Below are 24,601 nucleotides of genomic sequence, written 5' to 3'. Positions count from 1 at the left end.
GACTTCGCACAAGAGGTCCGACGAAGCTAGGCACATGAACATCCACTCCGCGGTACGCTTCTCCCTGCACTGAACTGCGAGGAGAGTAGCCATGGAACGGACCTCGGTGGAGCTCTTCGCCGGTGGGGGCGGACTCGTGCAAGCGAGCAGCAACGCCGGCTTTCGCCACCTGCTGGTCAGCGAGCTGGCGCCCCGTGCCTGCGAGACGTTGGAGGCCAACGGGTTCCAGGGATACGAGGAGGGCGTCACGCCCGACGTCCTGGCCACGTCGAAGCGGACGCCGCTGGCCAAGGGTGATGTACGCCGTCTGGACATGCGCTATCTCGCGGAGAGGGAAGTGGACCTCCTCGCCGGCGGACCTCCGTGCCAGCCGTTCAGCCTCGGCGGGATCGCCAGGGGGGACGAGGACGAACGGAACATGTTCCCGGAGATGTTCCGAGCGGTGCGCGAGATCCGCCCCAAGGCCGTGATCTGCGAGAACGTGCGCGGACTGCTCCGCAAATCCTTCGAGCCGTACTTCAACTACATCCAGAACGAACTGCGCCTCCCCTTCCTCCAGCGCGCTGACGCCACGTGGACGGAACACGACCGTGCCCTGCGCGAGCGACTCGCGGCGAACGACACCGATCCGACGATGGCCTATCAGGTCAATGCCTTCCCCGTGAACGCCGCCGACTACGGAGTGCCGCAGATTCGCAACAGGGTCCTCCTCGTGGCGTTCCGGGCCGACCTGAACGTCGACTGGAGCCTGTTCCGCGATTCCGTGGAGGAGACCCATTCGCGAAACGCGCTGATCAGATCGTTCCACAACGGCTCTTACTGGCGGGGCAGACTGACGCCGGTACCGGGTCACGTGATTGAACGCGTCACGGCCCGGTACCGCGAGGAATTGCCACTGGAGGACCACGAGGCGCGACTGCCCTGGCGCACGTTGCGTGACGCTCTGGACCGGCTGCCGGAGATCGATCTCACGCAACTCGACAAGAAAACGGCTCAAGGCGGAGTGACGGACCACGTCGGGTGGCCCGGCGCCCGCGTCTACACCGGCCACACTCCGAACGAGCTCGACCGACCCGCCAAAACAGTCAAAGCCGGCGTGCACGGTGTTCCGGGTGGTGAATCCGTGATGCTCCTCGACACGCGCGAGAGGGACTCGAACGCTCAGTGGAGCTATGTACACCGGTACATGACCGTTCGTGAGACGGCCCGCGTCATGACGTTCGGGGACGAGTGGCAGCTTCGCGGGCCCCGCAGCGAGCGAATGCGTCAGCTCGGCAACGCTGTACCCGTCCGGCTGGGCGAGGTGTTCGCGAAGGCCGTCCAGACCACCCTGGACAAGGCGGAAGTCACGACATGACCGGGGAGGGGAGCGCGCGCCAGAACGGTTGGAAGGAACGAACACCGCCGGAGCGTGCCTGGAAAGGGCGCCCTGGACGCGGACGAGAAGCCCGCGCCGCGGAGCAGGATCGCGCGGCGGGAGGGCGTGACCAACGATACGTGCGCGTTGGTGGAGGCCGCTATGCGCTCGCCTCCGTCGAGCTCAAGCTACTTCCCCGGACGCGACGAATCCGAGCCTATCTCCGCTGGTCCGATGGTGGCCGATCACCAGCCCGCTACCTTGGCCCGGTTGACCAGGAAACAAGAGCCGCGAACCTCGTCGCGGGCTGGCACCTCGCCATCGAGAAAGAGTTGGTCGAGGTCCGTCCCTTGCCGGCGGAGTCCTGGGCGTCGTCGAACGCTGTCCGTGCCACGATGCGAGCCACTCGTGGTCGGGACACCCGCCCGGAGCTGCGACTGAGGTCGCTTGTCCATCGCGCCGGCCTCCGATACCGGGTTTCCGCTCGCCCCCTGCCTGATCTCCGTCGCACAGCTGACCTCGTCTTCACCAAGGCCCGCGTCGCGGTCTTCGTGGACGGCTGCTTCTGGCACGGATGCCCGGATCACTACCGCCCGTCAACCAAGAACTCCGAATTCTGGCGCCGCAAGATCGACGGAAACCGGTCGCGCGACGCCGACACGGACCAGCGACTCGTCGAAGCCGGCTGGACAGTGGTCCGCGTCTGGGAGCACGAGGATTCCACGGAGGCCGCACGGCGTGTCCAAGCGGCGGTGCGAGGACCGGACAGGTCCCCGCGCGGAGCCGTGTGACCAGCCAGGTCTCACTTCGAGTGACCGAATCACGACGGTGGATCGGGCTGTCGCCAATTACGCTGTCTACCACACGGTCTGCGGTCCGGCTCCTTCACGGTGTCGAATCTGCGACTGTGCTGTGATCACTGTTCTGGGAGGGGCACGACTTGAAGATCACTCCGTCCGCGCGAATCTTGCGCATGTTGGGCGAGATCGAGTTCGACCCCTGGCAGTGCGTCGCCGAACTGATTGACAACTCCTTCGACGACTTCACCGAGATCCTCAAGACCGACACGCCGTGGGCAGGCGGGTTCAAGGTTAGCGTCACCCTGCCGAGCGCTTCCGTACGCTCCTCTCAAGCTCAGGTGGTCATCGCGGACACTGGACGGGGCATGAGCTACGAGGTGCTCGAGCGCGCGGTGAGCGCCGGCTGGTCCAGTAATGACCGCTTTGACAAGCTCGGGCTGTTCGGCATGGGCTTCAACGTCGCGACCGCACGACTGGGCCGACGTACTCGCGTGCTGACCACACGCCCCGGAGACACCGAGTGGATCGGTGTGGAGATTGATCTCGACCGGATCGAGGACGACTTCGAAGCGACCGACATCTCGGAACCCAAGGCAGACCCCAACGAGCACGGCACGAAGATCGAGATCAGCCGCCTGCATTCGGAACGTGCGGACTGGCTGCGCCGGAACGCGTCGAACCTCCGGAGCACCCTCGGCAGCACCTACGCCTGGCTGCTCGACACCCGCCCGTTCCAGCTTTGGGTCCAGGGCCAGAGAGTCAAACCCCGGCGACACTGCCGCTGGGGGGACGAGCGCTTCGTCACATATGGCAGTGGCTCCAAAGCTGAGATCATCCCTGCCTTCACCAAGATCGACGAGACGTTCGACGCGGCCGAGGCCTGCCTCGACTGCGGCAACTGGCAGCTGCCCGGTCTCGGACAGTGCGGTTCCTGCGAAAGCGAGCACCTCCAACCTCGAGAGCGCCGCATCCATGGCTGGTTGGGCGTCCAACGCCACCTCGACAAGAGGGAGTTCGGCATCGACTTCCTGCGCAACGGTCGCAAGATCCTGCAGTGGGACAAGCGAATGTTCGACTGGCAGAACCCGAACGATCCTCTCGGGGTCGTGGACGTGGAGTATCCGATCGAGCTCGTCCACCAGGGCGGCCGCCTGATCGGCGAAATCCACCTCGACCACGTTCCGGTGACCTACCAGAAGAACGCCTTCGAATACAGCGACCGGAGCTGGCGAGGCGCCGTCGAGTACCTACGAGGGGCCGGCCCCTTGCAGCCCGAGAAGGCCAAGCGCCTCGGATACCCGGAGAACACCAGCCCTCTCGGCCACCTGTACAAGGGATACCGGCGAAACGCGGTCGGCGTTCGCTGCTTGATCCCGGGTGACGGCAAGCGACCCATCCACGAGGACACCCGCCGCTGGGCACAACGCTTCCATGCCGGCGACGAGGATTACCAGACGGACTCGAAGTGGTGGAACGCGGTTCAGAATCATGAAGAGGTCGGCCGCCGGTCCAAGCTCGCCGATGTCCGCGAAGGAACTCCGGACAGCGCGAACGAGGAAGCCGTGCTCGAAGCCCTGGGGCTCACGGGACTCACTCCCGAATCCTCTCCGCGTCCCGACCCCCACCCCGAAACGCTCGCCACCCCCGCCTCAACGGAGCCACACAAGGAGACGACTCGGGAGCGTCTGGACCGTTATCGCCTCGACTCCACGTTGATTCCCGACCTCTCCCGCGATTACGGACTGCCACACCTTGGCTTTATCACCGTCGAGGCACGCCGCATGACGACTACGCGCGTGCACGACGACTTCGGGCAACACACTCCCGTTCTGCTCGTCCAGACCCAGGGCGGCAAGGCCACCGCCTTCATCGATCCCGTGCACGGAGCCTTCTCGAAGCTCGGCACTGAGCCATCGGAACTTCTCATCATAGAGGTGGCGAGCGTTCTGCGGGTGAAGGCGGGCAGCGATCTCAGCCTGTCCCATCTTGTGGCCTCAGTGCGTGCCGAATGCCTTCCCCACACGGCTGTCGACGCGGAAAGCATCACAACTGAGGCTCGGGAGCTCTTGGCGGTGATCCGTGAGCGCATGTCTGCGGCCGTTGAGGAGGATACCCAGAAGGCTTTCGGCTACATGGAGTTCGACGAGGTGACCGCCACGGAGAACGAAATGATCGCCCGCGGCCTGGTCATGCGCACCGACACTCTCGGCACGACCGGAGAGTTCATCATGCACGCCCCGGCCTTGTACACCGTGAAGCTCCTTGAGCAGTGGCCCGAGGCATTCATGGATGGACGGGTCTTCAACGGACCCTACTCCGGACTGAACTCGCACTCCGCGAAGCGGCTGAGCCTTGCCAGGACCGTTGGCTACCTAACCGATATCGCGACCATCGCCAGCTACACCGCCACGGACCCGCTGCGTCTGCAGCGCACACGGCTCAGCGTGCGGCTACTCGCGGACGAGCTGGCGGACGGAGCATGAGAGGTGGGTTCCTCTCCGCGGAGGCCCTCCTGCGAGGAGGGCCCCGCGGGCTTCCGCATGCCCTCGAACGCACGCTCTGGCACTTGGGTTTCACGGATGTGCGCGTGGTCGATGGTGCTGGCGACGGTGGCGCGGACCTTCTAGCGGTGAGAAACCGCGAGCAGTGGGTGTTCCAATGCAAGTGGTCAAGCCGCGGTCCAGTGGCTCGCGACGGCATCGACGACCTGGAACGTGCGCACAGTCGCTATCGCGCGGACAAGGCCGTACTGGTGACGAACACCAGCCTCAACGGCACTGCCGAGTCGAGACGACGCGCTCTCGGCTCGGTCGGCATCAAGATCACTGTTTGGGACGGCCCTACTCTCGCCGACATCTGGGAAAGGATGCCGACCCGGGTCCCCGCGAGATTCGGACTACGGCCCTACCAGGAGGACGCTGCGGATCGAATCGAGGCCGACCTCGCGACCAATGGCAGCGCACTCCTCGTTTTGGCGACGGGCCTCGGTAAGACCGTAGTCGGAGGAGAGGTCATCGACCGCTTCCTCCGCCGCTCCCCCGGTGCTCCCGTACTCGTAGCCGCGCACATGAAAGACCTCGTCGAACAGCTTGAGCGAGCCCTGTGGCGACACATCGAGAAGACCGTTCCCACCCACGTCCTGACGGGCGAGCGTAAGCCTACGGCCCTCGAAGGCATCGTCGTAGGCACCGTCGAGTCCGTACTCGGCGCCGTGACCACCGGCTGGCAGCCGAAACTGGTGATGATCGATGAGACCCATCACGTGGGCGAGCAGGGGCGCTTCGCCGAGCTGCTGGACCGCTGCGAAGGCGCCGCGCGGTTCGGCGTGACCGCGACTCCTTGGCGCGGCGACAAGTTCGACATCACCTCTCGTTTCGGCCGGGCGAGCTACACCATGGGCATCGCGGAAGGCATGACGGAGGGGTACCTGTCGGCCGTCGACTACCGGCTCTTCGTTGACAACATCGACTGGGAAGCCGTTAAAGAGGCCAGCGAACACGACTATTCTGTCAAAGAGTTGAACCGCAAGCTCTTCCTTCCTCAGCGCGATGAGGAGATCATCGAGCACCTCCGCGACGCGTGGCGCACGACTCACGATCCCCGGGCGATTCTCTTTTGCCAGACCATCGAGCACGCGGAGCGGATGGCGGAGCTCCTGGCCTCCTCTGACCAAGCATGGCGATCCGCTTCGTTTCTCCACAGCGCCCTCCCCCGCCAGCGACGCCAGATCCTGCTCAATGAGTTTCGACTGGGACGAGTGCCCGTCATCACATGTGTCGACGTATTCAACGAGGGGGTCGACGTTCCCGACGTCAATCTCATCGGCTTCCTGCGCGTCACGCACAGTAGGAGGATTTTCGTTCAGCAACTTGGCAGGGGGCTACGCCTGAGCCCCGGCAAGAGCCATCTCAAGGCTCTCGACTTCGTCACCGACATTCGGAGGGTGGCCGCCACTTTGGAGCTGCGGAGGTCCATGGATGCCACCGATCCGGAGCGTCTACTGCTACGGAACGGAAGAGCCTCGAAAATCGAGTTCAGCGATGAGACCGCCGGCACCCTGCTCGACCATTGGATCGAGGACGCGGCGAGTCTTGAAACGGCCGCCGATGAGGTACGACTGCAGTTTCCGTCCCAGGGGGGGATCGATTAACCATGAGCATTCCACACGACGTCGAGATGCGAGTCGTAAAGATCGTTTACAAGGAGGCCGGTGATACGGGATGGCTCCATCTTCCCATCACCGCGCGTGCGCCCATCTATCACCGATGGGCTGACGATCCGGAGATCGGGGGGCGCATTTCACTCTTCATCAAGTCCTCGGCGGCTCGCCGACTGTGGTTCAAGGACGGCCCGATGAAGGAATACACCCGTGCTCTCAACGGGGTGGGAAAGTACGCTTCGCTTGTCGCGGTGCCAGCCACCGATGTCAGAACCCTGACCCTGCGGGCTCTGGGGCCAGGGTGGGTTCCGGACATTACGACGCAGCGGGCTAAACCGCTCAGGGTGCTGGCCGGGAACGGCGACACAAGCAGGTGGTTCGCCTGGGGAGGTGCGCACGCTCTGCGGCATCTTGTGTACGCGGCTTTGCGCGCGGAGGCCAACGGCGACCTCACGCCCTGGACCCTGTGCGTCGTAACCTCGTTCGAGAAACCGTTGCCTTCTGAGGAGCGAGAGGAGCATCTACGCATCGGGAAGCGCTGCGGCCTGGAGATCACTCACGTCGTGGGGGAGTGAGATGAACTTTTCACCTACCCGCGGGGCAACGCCGGACTGGATTTCGGCTTCCTGGAACCTACTCGACGATCGATCTCGAGGCATGCTCAAACAGCGCGATCAAGGCGAGGTCCTGGCCGCGATCGGGCAGGCCCACGGGGTGACCAGGGAACGTGCCCGTCAGCTGGTTTTCACAGCGGAAAACCACCTCCTGGACCTGGCCGACCTCGCGTGGTCCGCCTGGCGCGACGATGTACTGAAACACATGGGTACCTCCATGGCCGCCTCGGACGACGAACTTTCTGCAATTCTTCCCGATCCCGAGGGAATCGTCAGACGTGTCCTTCTACGACGCCTCGGCCTGCGAGAGCCGCGGGTCTGGACCGTGCGACTACGGAATGTCTGGGTGATCGAGGCGGACGCGTTGGACGAACCGCTCCGCCGATTGGTCGCACTGGCTCCCTTTCGTCATGAAGAGCTTTCCGAGCGTGCGCGCGGTCTCGGCATCCCGTCCTGCGTTCCGGTCGAGGAGCTGATCACCGCTCCTCGTGGCCCCCTGACGCGCGGGTATGGCGGTACGTGGCTCCGCCGCTCAGCCAAAAACCGCGACGCCGCCTACCTCTGGCTGGCCAACGAGGGCGAGCCCCGGCGGATCGAGATCATCGCCCCGTCGATCAGCGCCGGAGGCCCCCGGGCGCTCGGCGAGGCTCTGCGCAGGGACGACCGCTTCCGTCAGATCCGCCCAGAGGGCACCTGGGCTCTCAGTGAATGGCCGGTCACGCAGTCAGGAACACATACGAACGCCCTTGACGCGATGATCGACATAATCCGCCGCTCCGGGGCGTTGAAGAAGCAAGCATTGTTCGCGCTCGTCGCCAAAGAATATCCGGTCAGCCAAGCCCGCCTCCATCAATGCCTCATCAGTGATCGACTGGGCACCATGCCCGACGGCTCCATCGACCTAGTCGAAAACGGCGCTGTCCCCATGGAGGAACGAGAACCGAAGAAGCCCGGCTCCATCGCGTCCGATGGGGACATCATCGGAATCCGACTTAAAGTCGACCAGAACATGCTCCGAGGTAGCGGAGTGGTCGTCCATCCATGGCTTACATGGCGACTCGGACTCCGCCTGGCGCCTATGAGTCGAGTTTTTACATCACCGGATGGTGATGGAGATTTCACGGTACGCCGAATGACGAGTGGCGCCCAGATCTCCAGCCTCCGGCCGTACGTTCATTCGGCCGGAATGCGCGACGGTTGCGAAGTTGCGGTCCTCTTCAACCTCAAAGCGAACTCGACCACCATCCGACACGCCTGCGCAGCGCCTAATGCGTGTACGCCCACACGCACGGGGCTCACCGAGTAGCGACCTCGACGTCAGGCGCCGCCCCTACCCGAGTACAGCATGTACGCGACGGTCACCACCCCCGCACCGACCAGCACGGCCACTCCGACCTTGGGGTGGCGCAGCGCCAGGTAGACAGCAGCACAGAAGATCATGATGAACAGCATTCCTTCGGCGCTCACGAGCCGGTAGCCGTCGTTGTTCAAAGCCCCTCCCGATTTCCCGACGCGCGGGATAGCGAACCCATTACCTCACCCACACCCATCGGGTGTGGGTGAGGTCTTCGAAGAGGGACATTAACTTGTTCGCCCAGCCTGGGCAGCCAACCCCCGTTGGCTCGCGAGGATCGTTTCCGGCCACATCACGAACGGATCAACGCGGCCTCCCCACAGTCGGCAAATCAATAGGATTTGCGATACAAAAAAGACAGGCGCCTGATCTGCGGTAACGCATGATCGACACGCCACCACTCACAACAGAAGGCGGTAACGGTTACCCGTGAAATTGTCCCGACTCGCGGGTGTTGCTCCGGGTTTGAGTATTGTCCCAAAGGATTTAGTGCGACAGAGGGCTATCCGGTAGCGCAAATGAAGACGCACGGCAAGGTTGGCCGAAATTATCGATGAACACTCACGCAGCCGAAGTGCGATTCGCCGCATTTGTCACGAAATACCCCTCTCGCTACTCTGCGTCATGACGCTTTGGCACCCTCAGAACGGCCGCCCCTTCGGGCGGCGCAGGCCCGCGTCCGTGAGCCGGCGGACGAGTTCCTTGCTGCCGATCTCCACCGCGCCCGCGCCGACGGCGTCGGCGTAGCGGTGCGCGGGGACGTCGTAGTGGTCCCGTTCGAAGGCGCGGGGCGGGCAGCCGATGGACGCCGCGAAGGCGTGCAGTTCCTCGTACGAGACGTCGCTGACCAGGTGCGACCACATGCGGCCGTGCCCGGGCCAGACCGGCGGGTCGATGTAGACCGTCACGGGCGGCTCACCGGCCCGGGCGGAGGACGGGGCCGAGTCCGCCGACCGCCGCCACCCGCACTCCCGCCTCCGAGCACACCCACTGCGGATCGGGCCCCAGCTCGGGCTCGACGTCCAGCGCGTGCGGTTCGCCGTGTCCGCAGACGGGGCACAGCGGCCAGCGTCCGTACTTCTCCAGCAGGGCGTCCTTCACGTCCTGCGCGACGAGTCCGGCGAGGTAGTCGACGCCCTCCGGCCACTGCTCCACCCACCACCGGCGGTGCGTGATCGAGTCCTCGACGAGGGAGACGACGTCGGCATCGGCGACCTCACCTGCGGCGAGATCGGCGAGAACGAGTGCGCGGGCGACGTGCAGCGCCTGTTCCAGGGGGGTCGCGGTGTCCATGCGCTCATTGTGGACCCGTGCGCCCCGGCCGGCGAAGGTCCCTTTCGCCGGTGCCCGAAGTCCCGCCCGACACGGGCCCCATGGCGTCTTGACCCACCCCCACTCCTGAAAATAGATTTCAGACGTGAGCAAGAACGCGAAAGAAACTTTCAGGGGCGCGCGGGCGAGCCGCTCGGCGGGGACAGGGCCCGCCGCGGTCACGCCCCCCGCGGCGGGCACCGTCCCCGATACCGGCACCGCCCCCGCGCCGACACCGCCCGCCCCCGCCGCCCTCCGTGCCCGCGTGCGCAGCCTCGGCCCGTCCATGACCCGTTCCATGCAGGCCGTCGCCGAAGCCGTGGCCTCCGACCCGGCCGGCTGTGCCCAGCTCACCGTCTCCGCACTCGCCGAGCAGACCGGCACCAGCGAGGCCACCGTCGTCCGCACCGCCCGGCTCCTCGGCTACCCCGGCTACCGCGACCTGCGCCTCGCGCTCGCCGCGCTCGCCGCGCAGCAGGAGTCGGGCGCAGCCCCCGCCGTCACCGTCGACATAGCGGTCGACGACCCCCTCGCCGACGTCGTCGCCAAGCTGGCGCACGAGGAGGCGCAGACCCTCGCCGACACCGCCGCCGGGCTCGACCTGACGCAGCTGTCCGGCGCCGTCGGCGCCCTCGCGACCGCCCGCCGCATCGACATCTACGGCGTCGGCGCCTCCGCGCTCGTCGGCCAGGACCTGGCGCAGAAGCTGCTGCGCATCGGTCTCGTCGCGCACGCCCACAACGACCCGCACCTCGCCGTCACCAACGCCGTCCTGCTGCGCCCCGGGGACGTCGCCGTCGCCATCACGCACTCCGGCAACACCGGCGACGTGATCGAACCGCTGCGCCACGCCTTCGCGCACGGTGCGACGACCATCGCCGTCACCGGCCGCCCCGGCAGCCCCGTCGCGCACTACGCCGACTTCGTCCTCGCCACCTCCGCCGCCCGCGAGACGCAGCTGCGCCCGGCCGCCATGTCGAGCCGGACCAGCCAGCTGCTCGTCGTCGACTGCCTGTTCGTCGGCGTCGCGCAGCGCACGTACGAGACCGCCGCGCCGGCCCTTGCCGCCTCCTACGAGGCCCTCGCCCCCCGCCACTCCGCCACCGCCCCCACCAGCAGGCGCACGACCCGCCAGGAGCCCCACCCATGACCGCGTACGCCACCCTCCGCGCGCAGCTCGACACGCTCACCACCGAGGCGTTCCGCCCCGAGCTCGCCGAGATCGACCGGCTGTCCACCCTGGAGATCACCCGCATCATGAACGCCGAGGACGCCACCGTCCCGGCCGCCGTGGCGGGGCAGTTGGAAGTGATCGCCGCCGCCGTCGACGGGATCGCCGCACGCATGGCCCGCGGCGGTCGGCTCGTCTACGCGGGCGCCGGCACCGCCGGCCGGATGGGCGTCCTGGACGCCAGCGAGTGCCCGCCCACCTTCAACACGGACCCGGCGCAGGTCGTCGGCCTCATCGCGGGCGGCCCCTCCGCCATGGTGAAGGCCGTCGAGGGTGCCGAGGACTCCGCGGAACTGGCCGCCGAGGACCTGACCGCCCTGGGCATCGGCCCGGACGACACCGTCATCGGCATCTCCGCCTCCGGCCGCACCCCGTACGCCATCGGCGCCGTCGAGGCCGCCCGTGCCCGCGGCGCGCTCACCGTCGGACTGTCCTGCAACGCCGGTTCCGCGCTCGCCGCCGCCGCCGAGCACGGCATCGAGGTCGTCGTCGGCCCCGAGCTGCTGACCGGCTCGACCCGGCTGAAGGCGGGCACCGCGCAGAAGCTCGTACTGAACCTCATCTCGACGGTGACGATGATCAGGCTCGGCAAGACCTACGGGAACCTCATGGTCGACGTCCGCGCCTCCAACGAGAAGCTGCGCGCCCGCTCCCGCCGCATCGTGGCCCTGGCCACCGGCGCCCCCGACGAGGAGATCGAGACCGCGCTCGCCGCCACCGACGGCGAGGTGAAGAACGCCATCCTCGTCATCCTGGGCGGGGTCGACGGCCCCGCCGCGGCCCGCCTGCTCACCGCCTCCGACGGCCACCTCCGGGCCGCCCTCGCCGAAGCCCCGACCGAGGCCCCGGCCGACACCTCCACCGGTTCCCGCTGATCCGCCCGCACCCCCTACGCAAGGCGACACCACCATGTCCACTGACAAGAACCGCGCCACAGCCGCCGCGATCCTTCCTCTGGTCGGCGGTCCGGACAACATCACCTCCATCGCGCACTGCATGACCCGCCTGCGCATCGGGCTGCGCGACCGCACCCTCGTGCAGGAGGAGGCCCTCAAGGCGGTCCCCGCGGTCATGGGCGTCGTCGAGGACGACACGTACCAGATCGTCCTCGGCCCGGGCACCGTCGCCCGCGTCACGCCCGAGTTCGAGGCGCTCGTCGAGGAGGGGCGCTCGGCGGCGCCGAAGGCCGTCACCGCCGAGGAACTCGCGTCGCAGGGCGCGGCCCTCAAGGACGCCCGCAAGGCGAAGAACTCCACGCCGTTCAAGCTGTTCCTGCGGCGCATCGCGAACATCTTCGTCCCGCTGATCCCGGCCCTCATCGGCTGCGGCATCATCGCGGGCCTGAACGGCCTGCTCACCAACCTGGGTTGGCTGCCCGCGCTCGTCCCGGCGCTCGCCGCGATGGCCTCCGGGTTCATGTCGCTGATCGCCGTCTTCGTCGGCTACAACACCGCGAAGGAGTTCGGCGGCACCGCGATCCTCGGCGGTGCGGTCGCCGCGATCATCGTCTTCCCCGGCGTCGCGAAGATCGACGCGTTCGGTCTGCAACTGTCCCCCGGGCAGGGCGGCGTCCTCGGCGCGCTCGCCGCGGCCCTGCTCGCCGTCCAGGTGGAGAAGTGGTGCCGCAAGTGGGTCCCCGAGGCCCTGGACGTCCTCGTCACCCCGACCCTGACGGTGCTGGTCTCCGGCCTCGTCACCCTCTTCGGCCTGATGTTCCTCGCCGGTGAGGTCTCCACCGCCATCGGCACCTTCGCCAACTGGCTGCTCGCCACCGGCGGCGCCTTCGCCGGACTCGTCCTCGGCGGACTCTTCCTCCCGCTGGTCATGCTGGGCCTCCACCAGGCCCTCATCCCGATCCACACCACCTTGATCGAGCAGGCCGGCTTCACGGTCCTGCTGCCCATCCTCGCCATGGCCGGCGCGGGCCAGGTCGGCGCGGCCATCGCCGTCTACCTCCGGCTCCCGCGCAACGGTTCGCTGCGCACCACCATCAAGTCCGCGCTGCCCGCCGGGTTCCTGGGTGTCGGCGAACCGCTCATCTACGGCGTCTCCCTGCCGCTGGGCCGCCCCTTCATCACCGCCTGCGCGGGCGGTGCGGCCGGCGGGGCGTTCGTCGGCCTCTTCAGCCAGCTCGGCGTCGGCGTCGGCTCCACCGCGATCGGCCCGTCGGGCTGGGCCCTGTTCCCGCTCCTCGACGGCAAGGGGGGCATGGGCGCCACCATCGCCGTCTACGCGGGCGGCCTGGCCGTCGGCTACCTGGCCGGCTTCCTCGCCACGTACTTCTTCGGATTCACGAAGCAGATGCTGGCCGAGCTCAACACCGACCCGGACCCGGCCGCCCCGACCGCCGCGACCGACCCGGAGAAGGAACCCGCCCTGGCCTGAGCGCCCGCCGGGACGGGAACGGCGGTGGGGAGCGGTACGCGTCGTGCGTACCGCTCCCCACCGCCGTCACGTGCCGTGGGCCGGGAGGTCCGGCGCTGGTCAGAAGTGCTCGACGAGCCGGGCCACGAAGACGACGCAGGCGCCCAGCGACAGGGCGATGACGGCGAGCGCGACCGCCCTACGCCGCCCCCGCCGCAGACTGCCGACCGCCGCCGCGATCCCGAGCCCGTACACCGCCGTCCCGAGGACGCCGATCAGCGCGGCCGTCCAGTACGCCCAGGCGTGCTCCCCGAGGAACCGCAACAGGAGCAGCGCGGGAAACATCAGCACGGTGCCCGGCACGGTGTCCCCGTACGAGACCTCCTGCTCCGGGGCGGCCCGCACCCCCGCACCGTCCCGCTCCGGCGCCGGTTCCCGCACCAGCTCGGACATCCCCCGCCACCTCCCGTACCGACCGATCGGTCGATCGCCCGGACCGACCCTACCGGCCCGGCCGGATCAGAAGGTCGGACAGATGTTCTTGTGCGCCACGTCCAGGATCTTCGCGGCCTTGGCCGCGCCGTGACCCTCCGGGTGGGTCGGACTGCTCCAGCGCCGCTCGGTCTGCTCGATCTGCTTCGGCCGGTTCCCGGGGTTGTTCTTGATGGCGGAACAGGTGTCGATGCCCCTGCTGACGGCCTTGTCCTCCTTGCCGTGGACGATGTCCCGGTCGATGGCGTCGAGACCGCCGATGAAGGCCTGCCGGGCGGCGCCCTCGGGCGCCGCGGGGAGGCCGGCCGCCGCTCGGGCGGCATCGGGGCCGGCGGACGGCTTCGCGGCCGACGGCTTCGGAGCGGATGCCGCCGGAGCGGCAGCCGGTGGTGCGGATGCCACCGGAGCGGATGCGGGTGGTGCGGGCTGCTTCGCGCCGGCCGGTAACGCCGCCGACTTCGATTCGACGGGCGTCACCTCGGCGCATCCGCCGAGCACGAGGATCCCGGCGACGGCGGTCAGGGCGAGGTGGGTGTGGTGGGTGCGCATCGGACCATCGTGGCGACACGGGGTGGCCCGCGTGCCCTCTGTGACGGGTCCGTTACGCGCGAAGGCCCCGCGCGGAGCGGGACTCTCATGTCCGGGCCCGCCGGAAGCAGCTGGTCAGACTCCGGCGGCCTCCCGCAGGAACCCGGCCAGGTCGTCCACGCCGTAACCGATCCTCGGGCCGCGTTCGGCCGCCATCAGCAGCAACTGCCCGACGATCTCGGCGCCCCAGCCGTCCGTCCCGTCCTCGGACCACTCCCACAGCCTGTCGATACCGAGCCCGGTCATCAGCAGCCCGTGCCCGGTACGGATCTCCGCGCACAGCTCGGCGACCGCGTCCAGCAGCCTGCCGCCCGGCCGCTCGCACCGCAGCCCGAGGCAGCCGCCGAGGTCCTCGGCGACGCATCCCCGCGGCGGGCTCGTACGGAGCCCCTCGTACACGGGGTCGTCGAAGCCCGGGTAGCCCTCCACCGGGCAGTGGACGAGCGTGAACCGCTGCCACCCCGGCGGCGGGGGCGGCTTCGGGCTCCCCTCCGTCGGCCCGTGCGCCCCGCGCGGCGCGAGGGCCGTCTCCAACCCGCGCAACCGCCAGCCGAGTTCGAAGGCGAACTCGGCGGCATCGACCGTCCCGCTCACGCGTCGCCACCCGCCCGCTCGTGGAGCACGGCGGCCAGTCGCAGCGCGGTGTCCAGGTTGCAGCGCCCGAGGTCGACGAGCGGCAGGCCGTACGAACCGGCGGCGGAGACCCGTTCCACGCCGAGCGAGGGGAACAGCACCCCCACTCCGGCGAGGGAGTCCTTCAACTGTCGGACGGCCTCCTCGGCCGCCTGCATGCGCTCCTGTGGGGTGAGCACCATGACATGTCACCTTTCTACTCTGAGTATTCAACTTCGATACTCAGCGTGGCGACGCCGTGGCTAGCCTTTCAAGTGCGGACCCTCAACACCCCCGCATGTTGATCCGGGAGTTGCCATGCCACCGAAGAACCTGGACCCCTCCTCCTCACCCCGAGCCCTCCTCGGCGCCGAACTCCGTGTGGCGCGCGAACGGAAGGGCATGAGCCAGGCCGAACTCGGCGAACTGCTCTTCGTCAGCGGCTCGTTCATCGGCCAACTCGAATCCGGTACGCGCCGCATGCACCTCGACTTCGCCCAGCAGATCGACGAGATCCTCGACACCGACGGCTTCTTCGTCCGCAACTGCGGGGCTGCGGCCAAGTCCAAGTACCCCGACCACTTCGCTGCGGCGGCGGAGGCCGAGGCGCTGGCAACGGTCATTCGGGAGTACGCGCCTCAACTCATCCCGGGCTTGCTCCAGACGGAGGCCTACGCGCGAGCGGTCTTCCGCGCGTACCAGCCGACGGCCACGGAGGAGACCGTGGACGAGTTGGTCTCGAACCGTCTGGCCAGGTCAGCGGTCCTCGACGACGAAACAACGCCTCTGTTTTGGTGTGTCCTCGACGAAGCGGTACTACGACGCTCGGGAGATGAACCCAGCGTGCTGGGTGACGCGCTGCGCCACATCGCGAAACTAATCCGCGCAAACCGGGTCATCGTCCAGATCCTTCCGTTCTACGCGGGCTTCCATGCCGGTATGGATGGCTCGCTCAAGTTGATGGCATTCGCGGACGCCCCATCACTCGCTTATGTGGACGGGATCGGGATGGGCCAACTGTTCGACGATCCGGCCACAGTCGCCCGCCACTCCCTGACCTACGATCTCCTCACGGCTAGCGCGCTGTCCCCGCGCCAGTCCCTGGCCCTGATCGAGTCGGTGGCGGAGGAGTACGAAGATGACCAGAGTTCCTGAGTACAACCTGTCAGCAGCGGTGTGGCGCAAGTCCAGTTACAGCGGCGGCGACGGCGGCAATTGTCTGGAGATGGCCACCTGGCGCAAGTCGACCCACAGCGGCGGCGACGGCGGCGACTGCCTGGAGATGGCAACCTGGCGCAAGTCCACCCACAGCGACGGCACCGGCGGCGACTGCCTCGAAGTCGCCGACGGTCACCCCCACCTCGTCCCCGTCCGGGACTCCAAGCAGCCCGAAGGCCCGCACGTGGTGTTCCACGCACGGGCCTGGGCGACCTTCGTCGCGGGGCTGTGAGCCGGTAGGGCTCAGAGGCCGTCGGTGAACAGCAGCTTGTTCGGGCTGTCGCCGCTGAGGTTCTGGACGATGTCCTTCGTGGACACCTCGTCCAGGAAGTCCGCGACCTCCGCCGGCAGCGCGTTCGGGTGCTCCGACTTGTAGAGCGCGGCGACACCGGCGACGTGCGGCGCGGCCATGGACGTGCCGTTCATGGACACGCTGCCACCGCCCAGACGCGCGGAGACGATGTCCTGCCCCGGGGCGTAGAGGTCGAGGCAGGGGCCCCAGTTCGAGAAGTCGGTCTCCTGGTCGAAGCGGTCGGTCGCGCCGACCGTCACCACGCGTGCGGCCGAGGCCGGCGACACCTGGCAGGCGTCACGGTTGTCGTTGCCCGCCGCGATGATCGGCAGCACGCCCCGGTCGGACACGGCGGTGGCGGCGTTGTTGACCGCGTCGAGCCGGCCACCCCCGAGGGAGGCGTTCAGAACGGCCGGCTGCTGCGCGTTGCGGGCCACCCACTCGAAGCCCGCGATGATCCCCGACCAGGCGCCCCGGTTGTCGCACCCGAGGACGCGGACGCTGACCAGGGTCACCTTCCGCGCCACACCGGCATTCGTGCCGCCGACCGTGCCCGCGACGTGCGTGCCGTGGCCGTGGCAGTCCTGCCCGTTGCGGCCGTCGCCCATCGCGTCGAAGCCGCGCCGCGCCCGGCCGTCACGGAACTCGGGGTGGTTGAAGTCGATGCCGCTGTCCAGGATGTACGCGGTCACGCCCTGCCCGCTGCGGTTCGCGCTGAAGTTGTTGTCGAGCGGCAGGAACCGCTGGTCGATCCGGTCCAGACCCCACGAGTTCGCGGGCGCCTTCGTCTGCACCCCCTTCGCCGGGGCCGGCGGACCGGCCACGCTCGCGTCCTCCGCCACGGACTGCACGCCGTACGCGCCACGGACGGCCTTCAGCTGCTTCGCGTCCAGGGACGCGGCGAACCCGTTGATCGTCCTGGTGTAGGAGAACTTCGTCCTCAGCCCGAGGGACTTCGCGAACTCCGCCGGGTCGAACTTCTTGTCGAGGGTGACGATGTAGCTGCCGGGGATGGCGTTCGCGGAGCTGATCAGCGGCGCCGGGGTCGGCTCCGGCGTGTCGGCGGAGGCCGTACCGGCCGCCACGGAGGTCAGCGCGAGGACGGCGGCGGTGGTCAGGCGCGCGGCAAGCAGACGCATGAAGGGGACTCCCTGGAGTGCGTGTGGATCGGCGGGATGAGCCGCGTCCGTCCCCGGCGAAAGCCTCCCGGTGCGCGGCCCTTCCTTCATCGGATGCGCCCCGCGAAGCCCTTGAGCCGACGGCCTCTACCTGGCGGATCGCCCGATACCGCCAAGCGGGTCCGCCCGACGGGCTGCGGAAAGGATCTTTCCGGGCGGCGGGCCGGGGCCGTGTGCCGTCAGGCCGGCTCCGGAAAGTTCACGCGTACGGGCGATCCGTACGGGCACCTGTACGGACGGTTCGTACGGGCGCTCGCCTCCCACTCGGCTCCCGCCCCCTCGCCCCGCCCCCTCGGGCCGACCGACCGCCGCCACCCGACCCGACCCGCTCGACCCGACCGACCCGGGCGCCCGTCCGGGCAAGGCGCCGCCGCCCGGGATCAGAGGCCGCCGGTGGAGAGGAGCCGGTTCGGGCTGCCGTCGCCGAGGCCGGTCAGGACGTCCTTCGTGGACGCGGCGACGAGGAACTCCGCGACCTCCGCCGGCAACGCCCCGGGGTGCTCGGCCAGGTAGAGCGCGGCGACTCCGGTGACGTGCGGCGCGGCCATCGACGTCCCGTCGTGGGCCACGCCGCCCCCGCCCAGCCGGGCCGAGACGATGTCCGTGCCGGGCGCGTGGAGCGTCACGCACGGGCCGAAGTCGGAGAAGGCGGGCTGCTCGTCCTGCCCGTCGGACGCGGCGACCGTCACCACCTTCGCCGCGGAGGCGGGCGAGAACCGGCAGGCGTCCCGGCCGGCGTTGCCCGCGGCGACGACCGGCAGCACGCCCGCGTCGGCCAGCGCGGTCGCCGCGTTGTTGACGGTCTCCGAACGGTCCCCGGCCAAGGAGGCGTTGAGCACGGCCGGCCGGACGGCGTTCCGGGCCACCCAGTCCAACCCGGCGACGATCCCCGAGTACGTGCCCGAGCCGTCGCACCGCAGGACCCGTACGCTCACCAGGGCCGCCTCCTTGGCGACCCCGTACGTACGGCCCGCTACCGTGCCCGCGACGTGCGTGCCGTGGCCCTGGCAGTCCTCACCGTCAAGGCCGTCGTCGACCGCGTCGAAGCCGGTCCCGGCCCGGCCGCCGAACTCCGCGTGGCCCCGCTCGATGCCCGTGTCGAGGACGTACACGGTCACCCCGGCGCCGGTGCCGCGGACGGTGAAGCCGTCGTCCAGCGGAAGCCTCTCCTGGTCGATCCGGTCCAGTCCCCACGAGGCGGCCGATGCCCGCGACCCGGCGGCCGACGACGGCCGCGGCACGGACCGCACCTCGGCGTCCTCCTCGACCGACCGCACGCCCGGACTGTCGCGGACGGCCGCCAGCTGGATCGGGGTCAGCCCGACCGCGAAGCCGTTCAGCGCCGAGGTGTAGAGGAACGACGGCTCCAGGCCCAGGCCCCGGGCGGCCCCCGCCGCGTCCACCCCCTCCTCCAGGGTCACGATGTACCGGCCGGGCACCGCGTCGGCGGCGGTGAACAGCGGCGCCGGGATCGGCTCCGGGGCCGCGGCGGACGCCGTACCGGCCACCACGGGGGTCACGGCGAGGAGCGCGGCGGTGGCCACGCGGGCGAGCAGGCGCATGGGGGAACTCCCTCACGGGGTCGGACATCGGCACGGACGAGCCGCCCCGCCGCGAGGGGTTCCTCGGGCGGGGCCGGCTCCTCCCATCCGTGCCCCCCGCGGCCCGCGCGCCCCGCCCGGCCGACGACCACCCCACGAAGACCACCCGGACGGCCGCGCGGAACCCTCCCGGTCAGCGGCCCGATCGTCGGCGATCCGCGATCCGGGCCTGCTGCTCGGCGACGGACGACAGCTTCCCGTCGTCCTCCGCGGCCACGTCGTCAAAGGTGTCGACGGTGTACGGTCGCCCTTCGGCGGGCCAACGGTAGGAACGTCGTCCGCCGCCCATCTCCAACGCCATGCGGCTCGGATACACGTCGAGACGCGCACCCTCGACGGCAGGACGCAGCCCCTCGGCCTGGAGCAGGCGACGCACGTCCGTCAACGCGCCGAAAGCGGTCGCGGAGGAACTGTCGAAGACACGTTCCCCGTACGAGACACGGACGGTGTACTCGCTTCCGGTCAGCAGGCAGAGGAGCCGCCCGGAGAGCACGCGCTCCGGGCCGACCAGCCGGACGGGCTTGTCGACGAGGACCTCGGGGGACGGAGGTGATTCGGTCATGTCGCTCCCTGGCGCGGTACGGGTTCGGTGCGAACCGGCGGAGTCCACCAGGGGAATCGTCGTACGACCGGACACCCACGCCGCACTCGGGTCCCGCCGTCGGGCCGGCCCGCGACCGGACCGGCCCGACGGCGCCCCGTTACAGCCCCGCGCCGCCCGTGGCGTCGACCACGCGGCCGGTGACCCAGCGGGCGTCGTCGGAGGCGAGGAAGCCGACGATGTCGGCGATGTCCTCGGGGCGGCCCACCCGGCCGAGCGCGGCGAGGGAGGCGGCGTGCGCCTCCGCCTCCGGGTTGCCGCGCAGCCAACCGGCGTTGACGTCGGTGTCGACGATGCCGGGGGCCACCGAGTTGACGGTGATCCCGCGCGGGCCGAGGGCCTTCGCGAGGTTGAGGGTGAGGTTGTCGAGTGCACCCTTGGTGGCCCCGTAGGCGAGGATCTCGGGCATCGCGATCCGGGCGGCGCCACTGGAGACGTTGATGACGCGCCCGCCGTCGCGCAGCCGGTCGAGGCCCTCCTGCACGACGAAGAACGGCGCGCGGACGTTCACGGCGAAGACCCGGTCGAAGTCCGCCTCGGTGACCTGGCCGAGGGGAATCGGCAGCCCGATGCCCGCGTTGTTGACGACGATGTCCACCCCGCCCAGCCCCAGCGCGTCGTACGCCTCCCAGAGGGCGGCGGCGTCCCCGTGGTGGCCGAGCTCCGCGTGCAGCGCGTGGGCCCGACCGCCCGCCGCGGTGATCTTCCCGACGGTCTCCCGGGCCGCCGCCTCATCGCGGGCGTAGGTCAGCACGACGGTGACCCCGTCGGCCGCGAGGCGTTCCGCGACGGCCCGGCCGATGCCCCTGCTGCCGCCGGTGACCAGAGCGTTCTTGTCCATGACGGATCCCCCTGAATTAGATAACGATCACTACAGAATTAACCTAGCACAGCCCCCGCGACGATCAAGTAGTCGAATCCCACCGACCGGACCCACCCCTGCGGCATGGCCGTCACGGCACTCGGCCCGTGCCCGGGGGTCTGTCGGATCTCGTCGGTCGGGGCCGCGCGGCGGCGGCCCGGGGCCGCTCGGAGGCGGCCCGCCACCACCCCGGCGGCGCGGGCTCAGCTCCCGCGGCGCGGGCTCAGCCCCGGGCCGCCGCCACGAAGGCGCGGATCAGTTCCGGGGACTTGACCCCGCGTTCCCGCTCGACGCCGCTGGACACGTCCACGCCCCACGCGCCCGTCGTCGCGGCGGCCTCCCGGACGTTGGCCGGGGTGAGCCCGCCGGCCAGCAACCAGCGCCCCTCGGGGGCCGTGAACTCCGTCGAGCCCCAGTTCCAGGGCTTGCCGGAGCCCGGGTCCGGGGCGTCGAGCAGCAACAGGTCCTCCCCCAGCTCCCCGCACCGCTCGACGTGCTCGGCGGTGGCCCGGACCAGCGTCCGGCCGGGCGCGCGGAGTTCCTCGTAGTACTCCGGGCCCTCGTCCCCGTGGAGCTGAACGGCGCGCACCCCGCTCTCCTCAGCGAGACGGCGCACCTCCCCCACCGACTGGCCCCGGAACACCCCGACGGTGAGCACCCCGTCCGGCACCCCCGCCGCGAGCGCCCGCGCCGTGGCGGCGTCGACCGTACGGGGGCTGCCCGGGGCGAGGACGAAGCCGACCGCGTCCGCCCCGGCGGCCACGGCCACCTCGACGTCGTGGGCGGTCTTCAGGCCACAGATCTTGACGAAGGGCACGCTGCGTTCGCTCATGCCCCGATCCAACCAAACCCGCCCGTCCCGCGCCGCCCCGTCCCGAGCACCGGGCACCGGCCTCCCGCCCGCACTAGCCTGGTGTGAGGCACAGCCCCGCACCGCCCTGCCCAACGGAGGAATCGACGGTGACCACCTTGACCGAGCGAGCCACACCCGTAGAGGCACCGCCCGCACCAACCACCTTCGAGACCCTCCTGCGCGCCGTCGAGGAGATGAACACGCCGGACGGCTTCAAGGCCGAGGTCATCCGGGGGAAGATCGTCGTGTCACCGTGGCCCAAGCTGCGCCACTACCGCCCGATGCGTGCATTGCGCCGCCAGATCGAGCCCCATGCCCCTGAGGGCCACACGACGGACATCGCTCCCTTCCTCTTCCAGTTCCTCTCGGCGGGACGCGCATACGGACCCGACCTCTTCGTGGCCGACGAAGCGGCCTTCGACGCGGACGGCCGGCACGCGGACGGCGCGGCCCTCTCGCTGGTCGCCGAGTTCACGTCCGTCTCCACGAAGGACGCGGACTGGAACGAGAAGCTGGACGTGTACGGGCTGCTCGTCCCCGTGTACCTGATCGTCGACATGCAGGTCTCGGAAATCACCTGTTTCTCCGACCCGTCCCCGCACGGTTACCGCTCCCGCACCACGGTCTCCTTCGGTGAGGACCTGCGGATCCCGAAACCGTTCGACTGCGTCCTCGACACCTCCGGCTTCTGAGGCCGGGACGGCCGCAAAACCGATCGGTCCGGGTGGCCTCCGGACCGCACAATGGCCCCATGAACGATCACGGGGTGGACATCATCACGGCCGGCGCGGACTCCGAGCTCGACGCGCGGCTCAGCAAGGAACTGGACGCCTTCAACCAGGCGGCCACGGCGGGACACGAGCAGTCGGAGTTCACCGTACGGATCACCGGCGCGGACGGCGCGCTCGTCGCCGGGCTGTCCGGCTGGAGCTGGGGCGACCGCGCGGGCATCGGCATGACCTGGGTCCGTGAGGACAGCCGGGGCGACGGCCGGGGCGCCGAGCTGCTGGCGGCGGCCGAGGAGGAGGCCCGCCGGCGGGGCTGCGTGAGCATCCTGGTCTCCTCGTTCACCTTCCAGGCCCCGGCCTTCTACGCCCGCCACGGCTACCGGGAAGTGGCTCGCGTCCCCGGCTTCCCCGCCGCCCACGAGGACGTCTGGCTCCTCAAGTCCCTGACCTGACCCCCGACCCGCCCCGGGCCGGCCAGGACCCGACCGGCCCCGCGCGGACCCGACCCGGTCCTGCCGGACCCGGCCGGCCGCGGAAACGCCCGAGGGCGGCACCCCCGTGGGGGTGCCGCCCTCGTTCGAGAACAGCCGATCAGCCAGGGGCCGATCAGAAGTCCATGTCACCGCCCGGCATGCCGCCGCCCGCGGGGGCACCGGCCTTCTCGGGCTTGTCGGCGATGACGGCCTCGGTGGTGAGGAAGAGGGCCGCGATCGACGCCGCGTTCTGCAGCGCGGAACGGGTGACCTTCGCCGGGTCGATGATGCCCTCGGCGATCATGTCGACGTACTCGCCGGTCGCGGCGTTCAGGCCCCAACCGATCTGCAGGTTGCGCACCTTCTCGACGACGACGCCACCCTCAAGACCACCGTTGACGGCGATCTGCTTGAGCGGGGCCTCCAGCGCGAGCTTCACGGCGTTGGCGCCGGTCGCCTCGTCACCGGTGAGCTCCAGCTTCTCGAAGACCGAGGAGGCCTGGAGCAGGGCCACGCCACCACCGGCGACGATGCCCTCTTCGACGGCCGCCTTCGCGTTGCGAACGGCGTCCTCGATGCGGTGCTTGCGCTCCTTGAGCTCGACCTCGGTCGCGGCACCGGCCTTGATGACGGCCACGCCGCCGGCCAGCTTCGCGAGGCGCTCCTGGAGCTTCTCACGGTCGTAGTCCGAGTCGGAGTTCTCGATCTCGGCGCGGATCTGGTTGACGCGACCCTGGACCTGGTCGCTGTCACCGGCACCGTCGACGATGGTGGTCTCGTCCTTGGTGATGACGACCTTGCGGGCGCGGCCGAGCAGGTCGAGACCGGCGTTCTCCAGCTTGAGGCCGACCTCCTCGGAGATGACCGTGCCGCCCGTGAGGATGGCGATGTCACCGAGCATGGCCTTGCGACGGTCGCCGAAGCCCGGGGCCTTGACGGCGACGGACTTGAAGGTGCCACGGATCTTGTTGACGACCAGGGTCGACAGGGCCTCGCCCTCGACGTCCTCGGCGATGATCAGCAGCGGCTTGCCGGACTGCATGACCTTCTCCAGGAGCGGCAGCAGGTCCTTGACCGAGCCGATCTTGGAGTTGACGATCAGGATGTACGGGTCGTCGAGGGACGACTCCATGCGCTCCATGTCGGTGGCGAAGTACGCCGAGATGTAGCCCTTGTCGAAGCGCATGCCCTCGGTGAGCTCAAGCTCCAGGCCGAAGGTCTGCGACTCCTCGACCGTGATGACGCCTTCCTTGCCGACCTTGTCCATCGCCTCGGCGATGAGCTCGCCGATCTGGGTGTCGGCGGCGGAGATGGAGGCCGTCGAAGCGATCTGCTCCTTGGTCTCGACATCCTTGGCCTGCGACAGCAGGGCGGCGGAGACGGCCTCGACGGCCTTCTCGATGCCACGCTTGAGGGCCATCGGGTTGGCGCCGGCGGCTACGTTGCGCAGACCCTCGCGGACGAGCGCCTGGGCGAGCACGGTGGCAGTGGTCGTACCGTCGCCGGCGACGTCGTCCGTCTTCTTGGCGACTTCCTTGACCAGCTCGGCGCCGATCTTCTCGTACGGGTCCTCAAGCTCGATCTCCTTGGCGATGGAGACACCATCGTTGGTGATCGTGGGGGCGCCCCACTTCTTCTCAAGGACGACGTTGCGACCCTTGGGGCCAAGGGTGACCTTGACGGCGTCGGCGAGCTGGTTCATCCCACGCTCAAGGCCGCGCCGGGCCTCCTCGTTGAACGCAATGATCTTGGCCATCTGAAGTGGTCCTCCCGGACAGGGGTGGATTGCTCCGGACCGCGCCCGCGCCCGCGACGGACGGCCTGCGGACCCGGCGGTTCCTTCCCGCCGGACCCTGCGGGCCTCACCGGCCCGGTCCTCGTCTTAGTAGCACTCTCACCCGGAGAGTGCTAAC

General features: G+C 69.2%; 26 protein-coding genes. 13 read left to right on the top strand and 13 right to left on the bottom strand.

From position 1 onward, the window contains the following. Window positions 1-91: 91 nt before the first annotated feature. The 6 genes from ACZ58N_RS21905 (at window position 92) to ACZ58N_RS21880 (ending at window position 8,236) form a co-directional block, all read left to right on the top strand. A complete protein-coding gene (locus tag ACZ58N_RS21905) occupies window positions 92-1,357 on the top strand; it encodes a DNA cytosine methyltransferase (protein ID WP_471162368.1) in 1,266 nt (421 codons plus the stop codon). Beyond that, on the top strand, window positions 1,354-2,148 hold the full coding sequence (locus ACZ58N_RS21900; RefSeq protein ID WP_471162365.1) for a very short patch repair endonuclease: 795 nt from the start codon (window positions 1,354-1,356) through the stop codon (window positions 2,146-2,148). Before ACZ58N_RS21905 ends, ACZ58N_RS21900 begins: the two co-directional genes overlap by 4 nt. A 149-nt stretch (window positions 2,149-2,297) precedes the next feature. Continuing rightward, window positions 2,298-4,640, top strand: a complete 2,343-nt coding sequence (locus ACZ58N_RS21895) for an ATP-binding protein (protein ID WP_471162362.1) — start codon at window positions 2,298-2,300, stop codon at window positions 4,638-4,640. After that, window positions 4,637-6,307: a DEAD/DEAH box helicase gene (locus tag ACZ58N_RS21890; protein ID WP_471162359.1), complete on the top strand. Its 1,671-nt coding sequence runs from the start codon at window positions 4,637-4,639 to the stop codon at window positions 6,305-6,307. The genes ACZ58N_RS21895 and ACZ58N_RS21890 overlap by 4 nt, the downstream gene beginning before the upstream one ends. Window positions 6,308-6,309: 2 nt before the next feature. Then, window positions 6,310-6,891 (top strand): hypothetical protein, encoded by a 582-nt coding sequence (locus ACZ58N_RS21885; RefSeq protein ID WP_471162356.1) that lies wholly within the window; start codon window positions 6,310-6,312, stop codon window positions 6,889-6,891. Between the two features lie 82 nt (window positions 6,892-6,973). Beyond that, the gene (locus tag ACZ58N_RS21880; RefSeq protein ID WP_471162353.1) at window positions 6,974-8,236 is read left to right on the top strand and encodes a sigma factor-like helix-turn-helix DNA-binding protein; all 1,263 of its coding nucleotides are present in this window, start codon (window positions 6,974-6,976) and stop codon (window positions 8,234-8,236) included. 11 nt (window positions 8,237-8,247) lie between these two features. Here ACZ58N_RS21880 and ACZ58N_RS21875 read toward each other — a convergent pair whose 3' ends face one another. From ACZ58N_RS21875 to ACZ58N_RS21865, 3 genes are all read right to left on the bottom strand, one after another. After that, window positions 8,248-8,421: a hypothetical protein gene (locus ACZ58N_RS21875; RefSeq protein WP_471162351.1), complete on the bottom strand. Its 174-nt coding sequence runs from the start codon at window positions 8,419-8,421 to the stop codon at window positions 8,248-8,250. Window positions 8,422-8,925: 504 nt separating this feature from the next. Beyond that, window positions 8,926-9,192, bottom strand: a complete 267-nt coding sequence (locus ACZ58N_RS21870; RefSeq protein ID WP_471162348.1) for a DUF4031 domain-containing protein — start codon at window positions 9,190-9,192, stop codon at window positions 8,926-8,928. Between the two features lie 7 nt (window positions 9,193-9,199). Beyond that, window positions 9,200-9,577, bottom strand: coding sequence for a hypothetical protein (locus ACZ58N_RS21865; RefSeq protein ID WP_471162345.1), 378 nt, complete (start codon window positions 9,575-9,577; stop codon window positions 9,200-9,202). Window positions 9,578-9,701: 124 nt separating this feature from the next. Between ACZ58N_RS21865 and ACZ58N_RS21860 the strand changes: the two genes are divergently transcribed. From ACZ58N_RS21860 to ACZ58N_RS21850, 3 genes are read left to right on the top strand one after another with little or no spacing between them, the layout of a single operon-like run. Further along, complete coding sequence (locus ACZ58N_RS21860) at window positions 9,702-10,745, top strand: MurR/RpiR family transcriptional regulator (protein ID WP_471162342.1); 1,044 nt, start codon at window positions 9,702-9,704, stop codon at window positions 10,743-10,745. Continuing rightward, window positions 10,742-11,701 (top strand): N-acetylmuramic acid 6-phosphate etherase, encoded by a 960-nt coding sequence (gene murQ / locus ACZ58N_RS21855; protein WP_471162340.1) that lies wholly within the window; start codon window positions 10,742-10,744, stop codon window positions 11,699-11,701. Before ACZ58N_RS21860 ends, murQ begins: the two co-directional genes overlap by 4 nt. Window positions 11,702-11,735: 34 nt before the next feature. After that, window positions 11,736-13,211 carry a PTS transporter subunit EIIC gene (locus ACZ58N_RS21850; RefSeq protein WP_471162337.1) on the top strand — a complete coding sequence of 492 codons (1,476 nt, stop codon included), beginning with the start codon at window positions 11,736-11,738 and terminating at the stop codon, window positions 13,209-13,211. 99 nt (window positions 13,212-13,310) lie between these two features. Here ACZ58N_RS21850 and ACZ58N_RS21845 read toward each other — a convergent pair whose 3' ends face one another. The 4 genes from ACZ58N_RS21845 to ACZ58N_RS21830 form a co-directional block, all read right to left on the bottom strand. Then, window positions 13,311-13,643: a hypothetical protein gene (locus tag ACZ58N_RS21845; protein WP_471162334.1), complete on the bottom strand. Its 333-nt coding sequence runs from the start codon at window positions 13,641-13,643 to the stop codon at window positions 13,311-13,313. 66 nt (window positions 13,644-13,709) lie between these two features. After that, window positions 13,710-14,231 (bottom strand): hypothetical protein, encoded by a 522-nt coding sequence (locus tag ACZ58N_RS21840; protein WP_471162331.1) that lies wholly within the window; start codon window positions 14,229-14,231, stop codon window positions 13,710-13,712. 114 nt (window positions 14,232-14,345) lie between these two features. Beyond that, on the bottom strand, window positions 14,346-14,864 hold the full coding sequence (locus ACZ58N_RS21835) for an amidase (RefSeq protein ID WP_471162329.1): 519 nt from the start codon (window positions 14,862-14,864) through the stop codon (window positions 14,346-14,348). Further along, window positions 14,861-15,085, bottom strand: coding sequence for a hypothetical protein (locus ACZ58N_RS21830; protein ID WP_471162326.1), 225 nt, complete (start codon window positions 15,083-15,085; stop codon window positions 14,861-14,863). The genes ACZ58N_RS21835 and ACZ58N_RS21830 overlap by 4 nt, the downstream gene beginning before the upstream one ends. Window positions 15,086-15,200: 115 nt before the next feature. On the opposite strand from ACZ58N_RS21830, the gene ACZ58N_RS21825 reads away from it, so the two are divergent. Together ACZ58N_RS21825 and ACZ58N_RS21820 are read left to right on the top strand one after the other, a co-directional pair. Then, the gene (locus tag ACZ58N_RS21825) at window positions 15,201-16,037 is read left to right on the top strand and encodes a helix-turn-helix domain-containing protein (RefSeq protein WP_471162323.1); all 837 of its coding nucleotides are present in this window, start codon (window positions 15,201-15,203) and stop codon (window positions 16,035-16,037) included. Further along, complete coding sequence (locus ACZ58N_RS21820; RefSeq protein WP_471162321.1) at window positions 16,021-16,332, top strand: DUF397 domain-containing protein; 312 nt, start codon at window positions 16,021-16,023, stop codon at window positions 16,330-16,332. Before ACZ58N_RS21825 ends, ACZ58N_RS21820 begins: the two co-directional genes overlap by 17 nt. A gap of 11 nt (window positions 16,333-16,343) precedes the next feature. Here ACZ58N_RS21820 and ACZ58N_RS21815 read toward each other — a convergent pair whose 3' ends face one another. From ACZ58N_RS21815 to ACZ58N_RS21795, 5 genes are all read right to left on the bottom strand, one after another. After that, entirely contained in the window at window positions 16,344-17,531 is a 1,188-nt protein-coding gene (locus ACZ58N_RS21815) for a S8 family peptidase (RefSeq protein WP_471162318.1), read from the bottom strand. Window positions 17,532-17,950: 419 nt separating this feature from the next. Beyond that, window positions 17,951-19,132, bottom strand: a complete 1,182-nt coding sequence (locus ACZ58N_RS21810; RefSeq protein ID WP_471162315.1) for a S8 family peptidase — start codon at window positions 19,130-19,132, stop codon at window positions 17,951-17,953. 172 nt (window positions 19,133-19,304) lie between these two features. Continuing rightward, the gene (locus ACZ58N_RS21805) at window positions 19,305-19,733 is read right to left on the bottom strand and encodes a hypothetical protein (protein WP_471162312.1); all 429 of its coding nucleotides are present in this window, start codon (window positions 19,731-19,733) and stop codon (window positions 19,305-19,307) included. Between the two features lie 139 nt (window positions 19,734-19,872). After that, entirely contained in the window at window positions 19,873-20,613 is a 741-nt protein-coding gene (locus ACZ58N_RS21800; RefSeq protein WP_471162309.1) for an SDR family oxidoreductase, read from the bottom strand. A 244-nt stretch (window positions 20,614-20,857) separates the two neighbouring features. Beyond that, a complete protein-coding gene (locus ACZ58N_RS21795; protein WP_471162307.1) occupies window positions 20,858-21,466 on the bottom strand; it encodes a phosphoribosylanthranilate isomerase in 609 nt (202 codons plus the stop codon). Between the two features lie 128 nt (window positions 21,467-21,594). Here ACZ58N_RS21795 and ACZ58N_RS21790 point away from each other — a divergent pair, with 128 nt between their 5' ends. Both ACZ58N_RS21790 and ACZ58N_RS21785 read left to right on the top strand, forming a co-directional pair. Continuing rightward, on the top strand, window positions 21,595-22,179 hold the full coding sequence (locus ACZ58N_RS21790) for a Uma2 family endonuclease (RefSeq protein WP_471162304.1): 585 nt from the start codon (window positions 21,595-21,597) through the stop codon (window positions 22,177-22,179). A 59-nt stretch (window positions 22,180-22,238) separates the two neighbouring features. Continuing rightward, the gene (locus ACZ58N_RS21785) at window positions 22,239-22,667 is read left to right on the top strand and encodes a GNAT family N-acetyltransferase (protein ID WP_471162301.1); all 429 of its coding nucleotides are present in this window, start codon (window positions 22,239-22,241) and stop codon (window positions 22,665-22,667) included. A 154-nt stretch (window positions 22,668-22,821) separates the two neighbouring features. On the opposite strand, the gene groL is transcribed toward ACZ58N_RS21785, so the two are convergent. Further along, window positions 22,822-24,444 (bottom strand): chaperonin GroEL, encoded by a 1,623-nt coding sequence (groL, locus tag ACZ58N_RS21780; RefSeq protein ID WP_281203599.1) that lies wholly within the window; start codon window positions 24,442-24,444, stop codon window positions 22,822-22,824. Window positions 24,445-24,601 lie beyond the last annotated feature (157 nt).

Source organism: Streptomyces sp. NPDC040432, assembly GCF_055595445.1.
This window is presented reverse-complemented; position numbering and strand designations above follow the sequence as displayed.

Excerpts from the sequence above, each read along its gene's own strand:
- ACZ58N_RS21905 (WP_471162368.1), top strand. The coding sequence starts at position 92 with ATGGAACGGACCTCGGTGGAGCTCTTCGCCGGTGGGGGCGGACTCGTG.
- ACZ58N_RS21900 (WP_471162365.1), top strand. The coding sequence starts at position 1,354 with ATGACCGGGGAGGGGAGCGCGCGCCAGAACGGTTGGAAGGAACGAACA.
- ACZ58N_RS21890 (WP_471162359.1), top strand. The coding sequence starts at position 4,637 with ATGAGAGGTGGGTTCCTCTCCGCGGAGGCCCTCCTGCGAGGAGGGCCC.
- ACZ58N_RS21885 (WP_471162356.1), top strand. The coding sequence starts at position 6,310 with ATGAGCATTCCACACGACGTCGAGATGCGAGTCGTAAAGATCGTTTAC.
- ACZ58N_RS21880 (WP_471162353.1), top strand. The coding sequence starts at position 6,974 with ATGCTCAAACAGCGCGATCAAGGCGAGGTCCTGGCCGCGATCGGGCAG.
- ACZ58N_RS21865 (WP_471162345.1), bottom strand. The coding sequence starts at position 9,577 with ATGGACACCGCGACCCCCCTGGAACAGGCGCTGCACGTCGCCCGCGCA.
- murQ (WP_471162340.1), top strand. The coding sequence starts at position 10,742 with ATGACCGCGTACGCCACCCTCCGCGCGCAGCTCGACACGCTCACCACC.
- ACZ58N_RS21850 (WP_471162337.1), top strand. The coding sequence starts at position 11,736 with ATGTCCACTGACAAGAACCGCGCCACAGCCGCCGCGATCCTTCCTCTG.
- ACZ58N_RS21845 (WP_471162334.1), bottom strand. The coding sequence starts at position 13,643 with ATGTCCGAGCTGGTGCGGGAACCGGCGCCGGAGCGGGACGGTGCGGGG.
- ACZ58N_RS21840 (WP_471162331.1), bottom strand. The coding sequence starts at position 14,231 with ATGCGCACCCACCACACCCACCTCGCCCTGACCGCCGTCGCCGGGATC.
- ACZ58N_RS21830 (WP_471162326.1), bottom strand. The coding sequence starts at position 15,085 with ATGGTGCTCACCCCACAGGAGCGCATGCAGGCGGCCGAGGAGGCCGTC.
- ACZ58N_RS21825 (WP_471162323.1), top strand. The coding sequence starts at position 15,201 with ATGCCACCGAAGAACCTGGACCCCTCCTCCTCACCCCGAGCCCTCCTC.
- ACZ58N_RS21820 (WP_471162321.1), top strand. The coding sequence starts at position 16,021 with ATGACCAGAGTTCCTGAGTACAACCTGTCAGCAGCGGTGTGGCGCAAG.
- ACZ58N_RS21815 (WP_471162318.1), bottom strand. The coding sequence starts at position 17,531 with ATGCGTCTGCTTGCCGCGCGCCTGACCACCGCCGCCGTCCTCGCGCTG.
- ACZ58N_RS21810 (WP_471162315.1), bottom strand. The coding sequence starts at position 19,132 with ATGCGCCTGCTCGCCCGCGTGGCCACCGCCGCGCTCCTCGCCGTGACC.
- ACZ58N_RS21805 (WP_471162312.1), bottom strand. The coding sequence starts at position 19,733 with ATGACCGAATCACCTCCGTCCCCCGAGGTCCTCGTCGACAAGCCCGTC.
- ACZ58N_RS21800 (WP_471162309.1), bottom strand. The coding sequence starts at position 20,613 with ATGGACAAGAACGCTCTGGTCACCGGCGGCAGCAGGGGCATCGGCCGG.
- ACZ58N_RS21795 (WP_471162307.1), bottom strand. The coding sequence starts at position 21,466 with ATGAGCGAACGCAGCGTGCCCTTCGTCAAGATCTGTGGCCTGAAGACC.
- ACZ58N_RS21785 (WP_471162301.1), top strand. The coding sequence starts at position 22,239 with ATGAACGATCACGGGGTGGACATCATCACGGCCGGCGCGGACTCCGAG.
- groL (WP_281203599.1), bottom strand. The coding sequence starts at position 24,444 with ATGGCCAAGATCATTGCGTTCAACGAGGAGGCCCGGCGCGGCCTTGAG.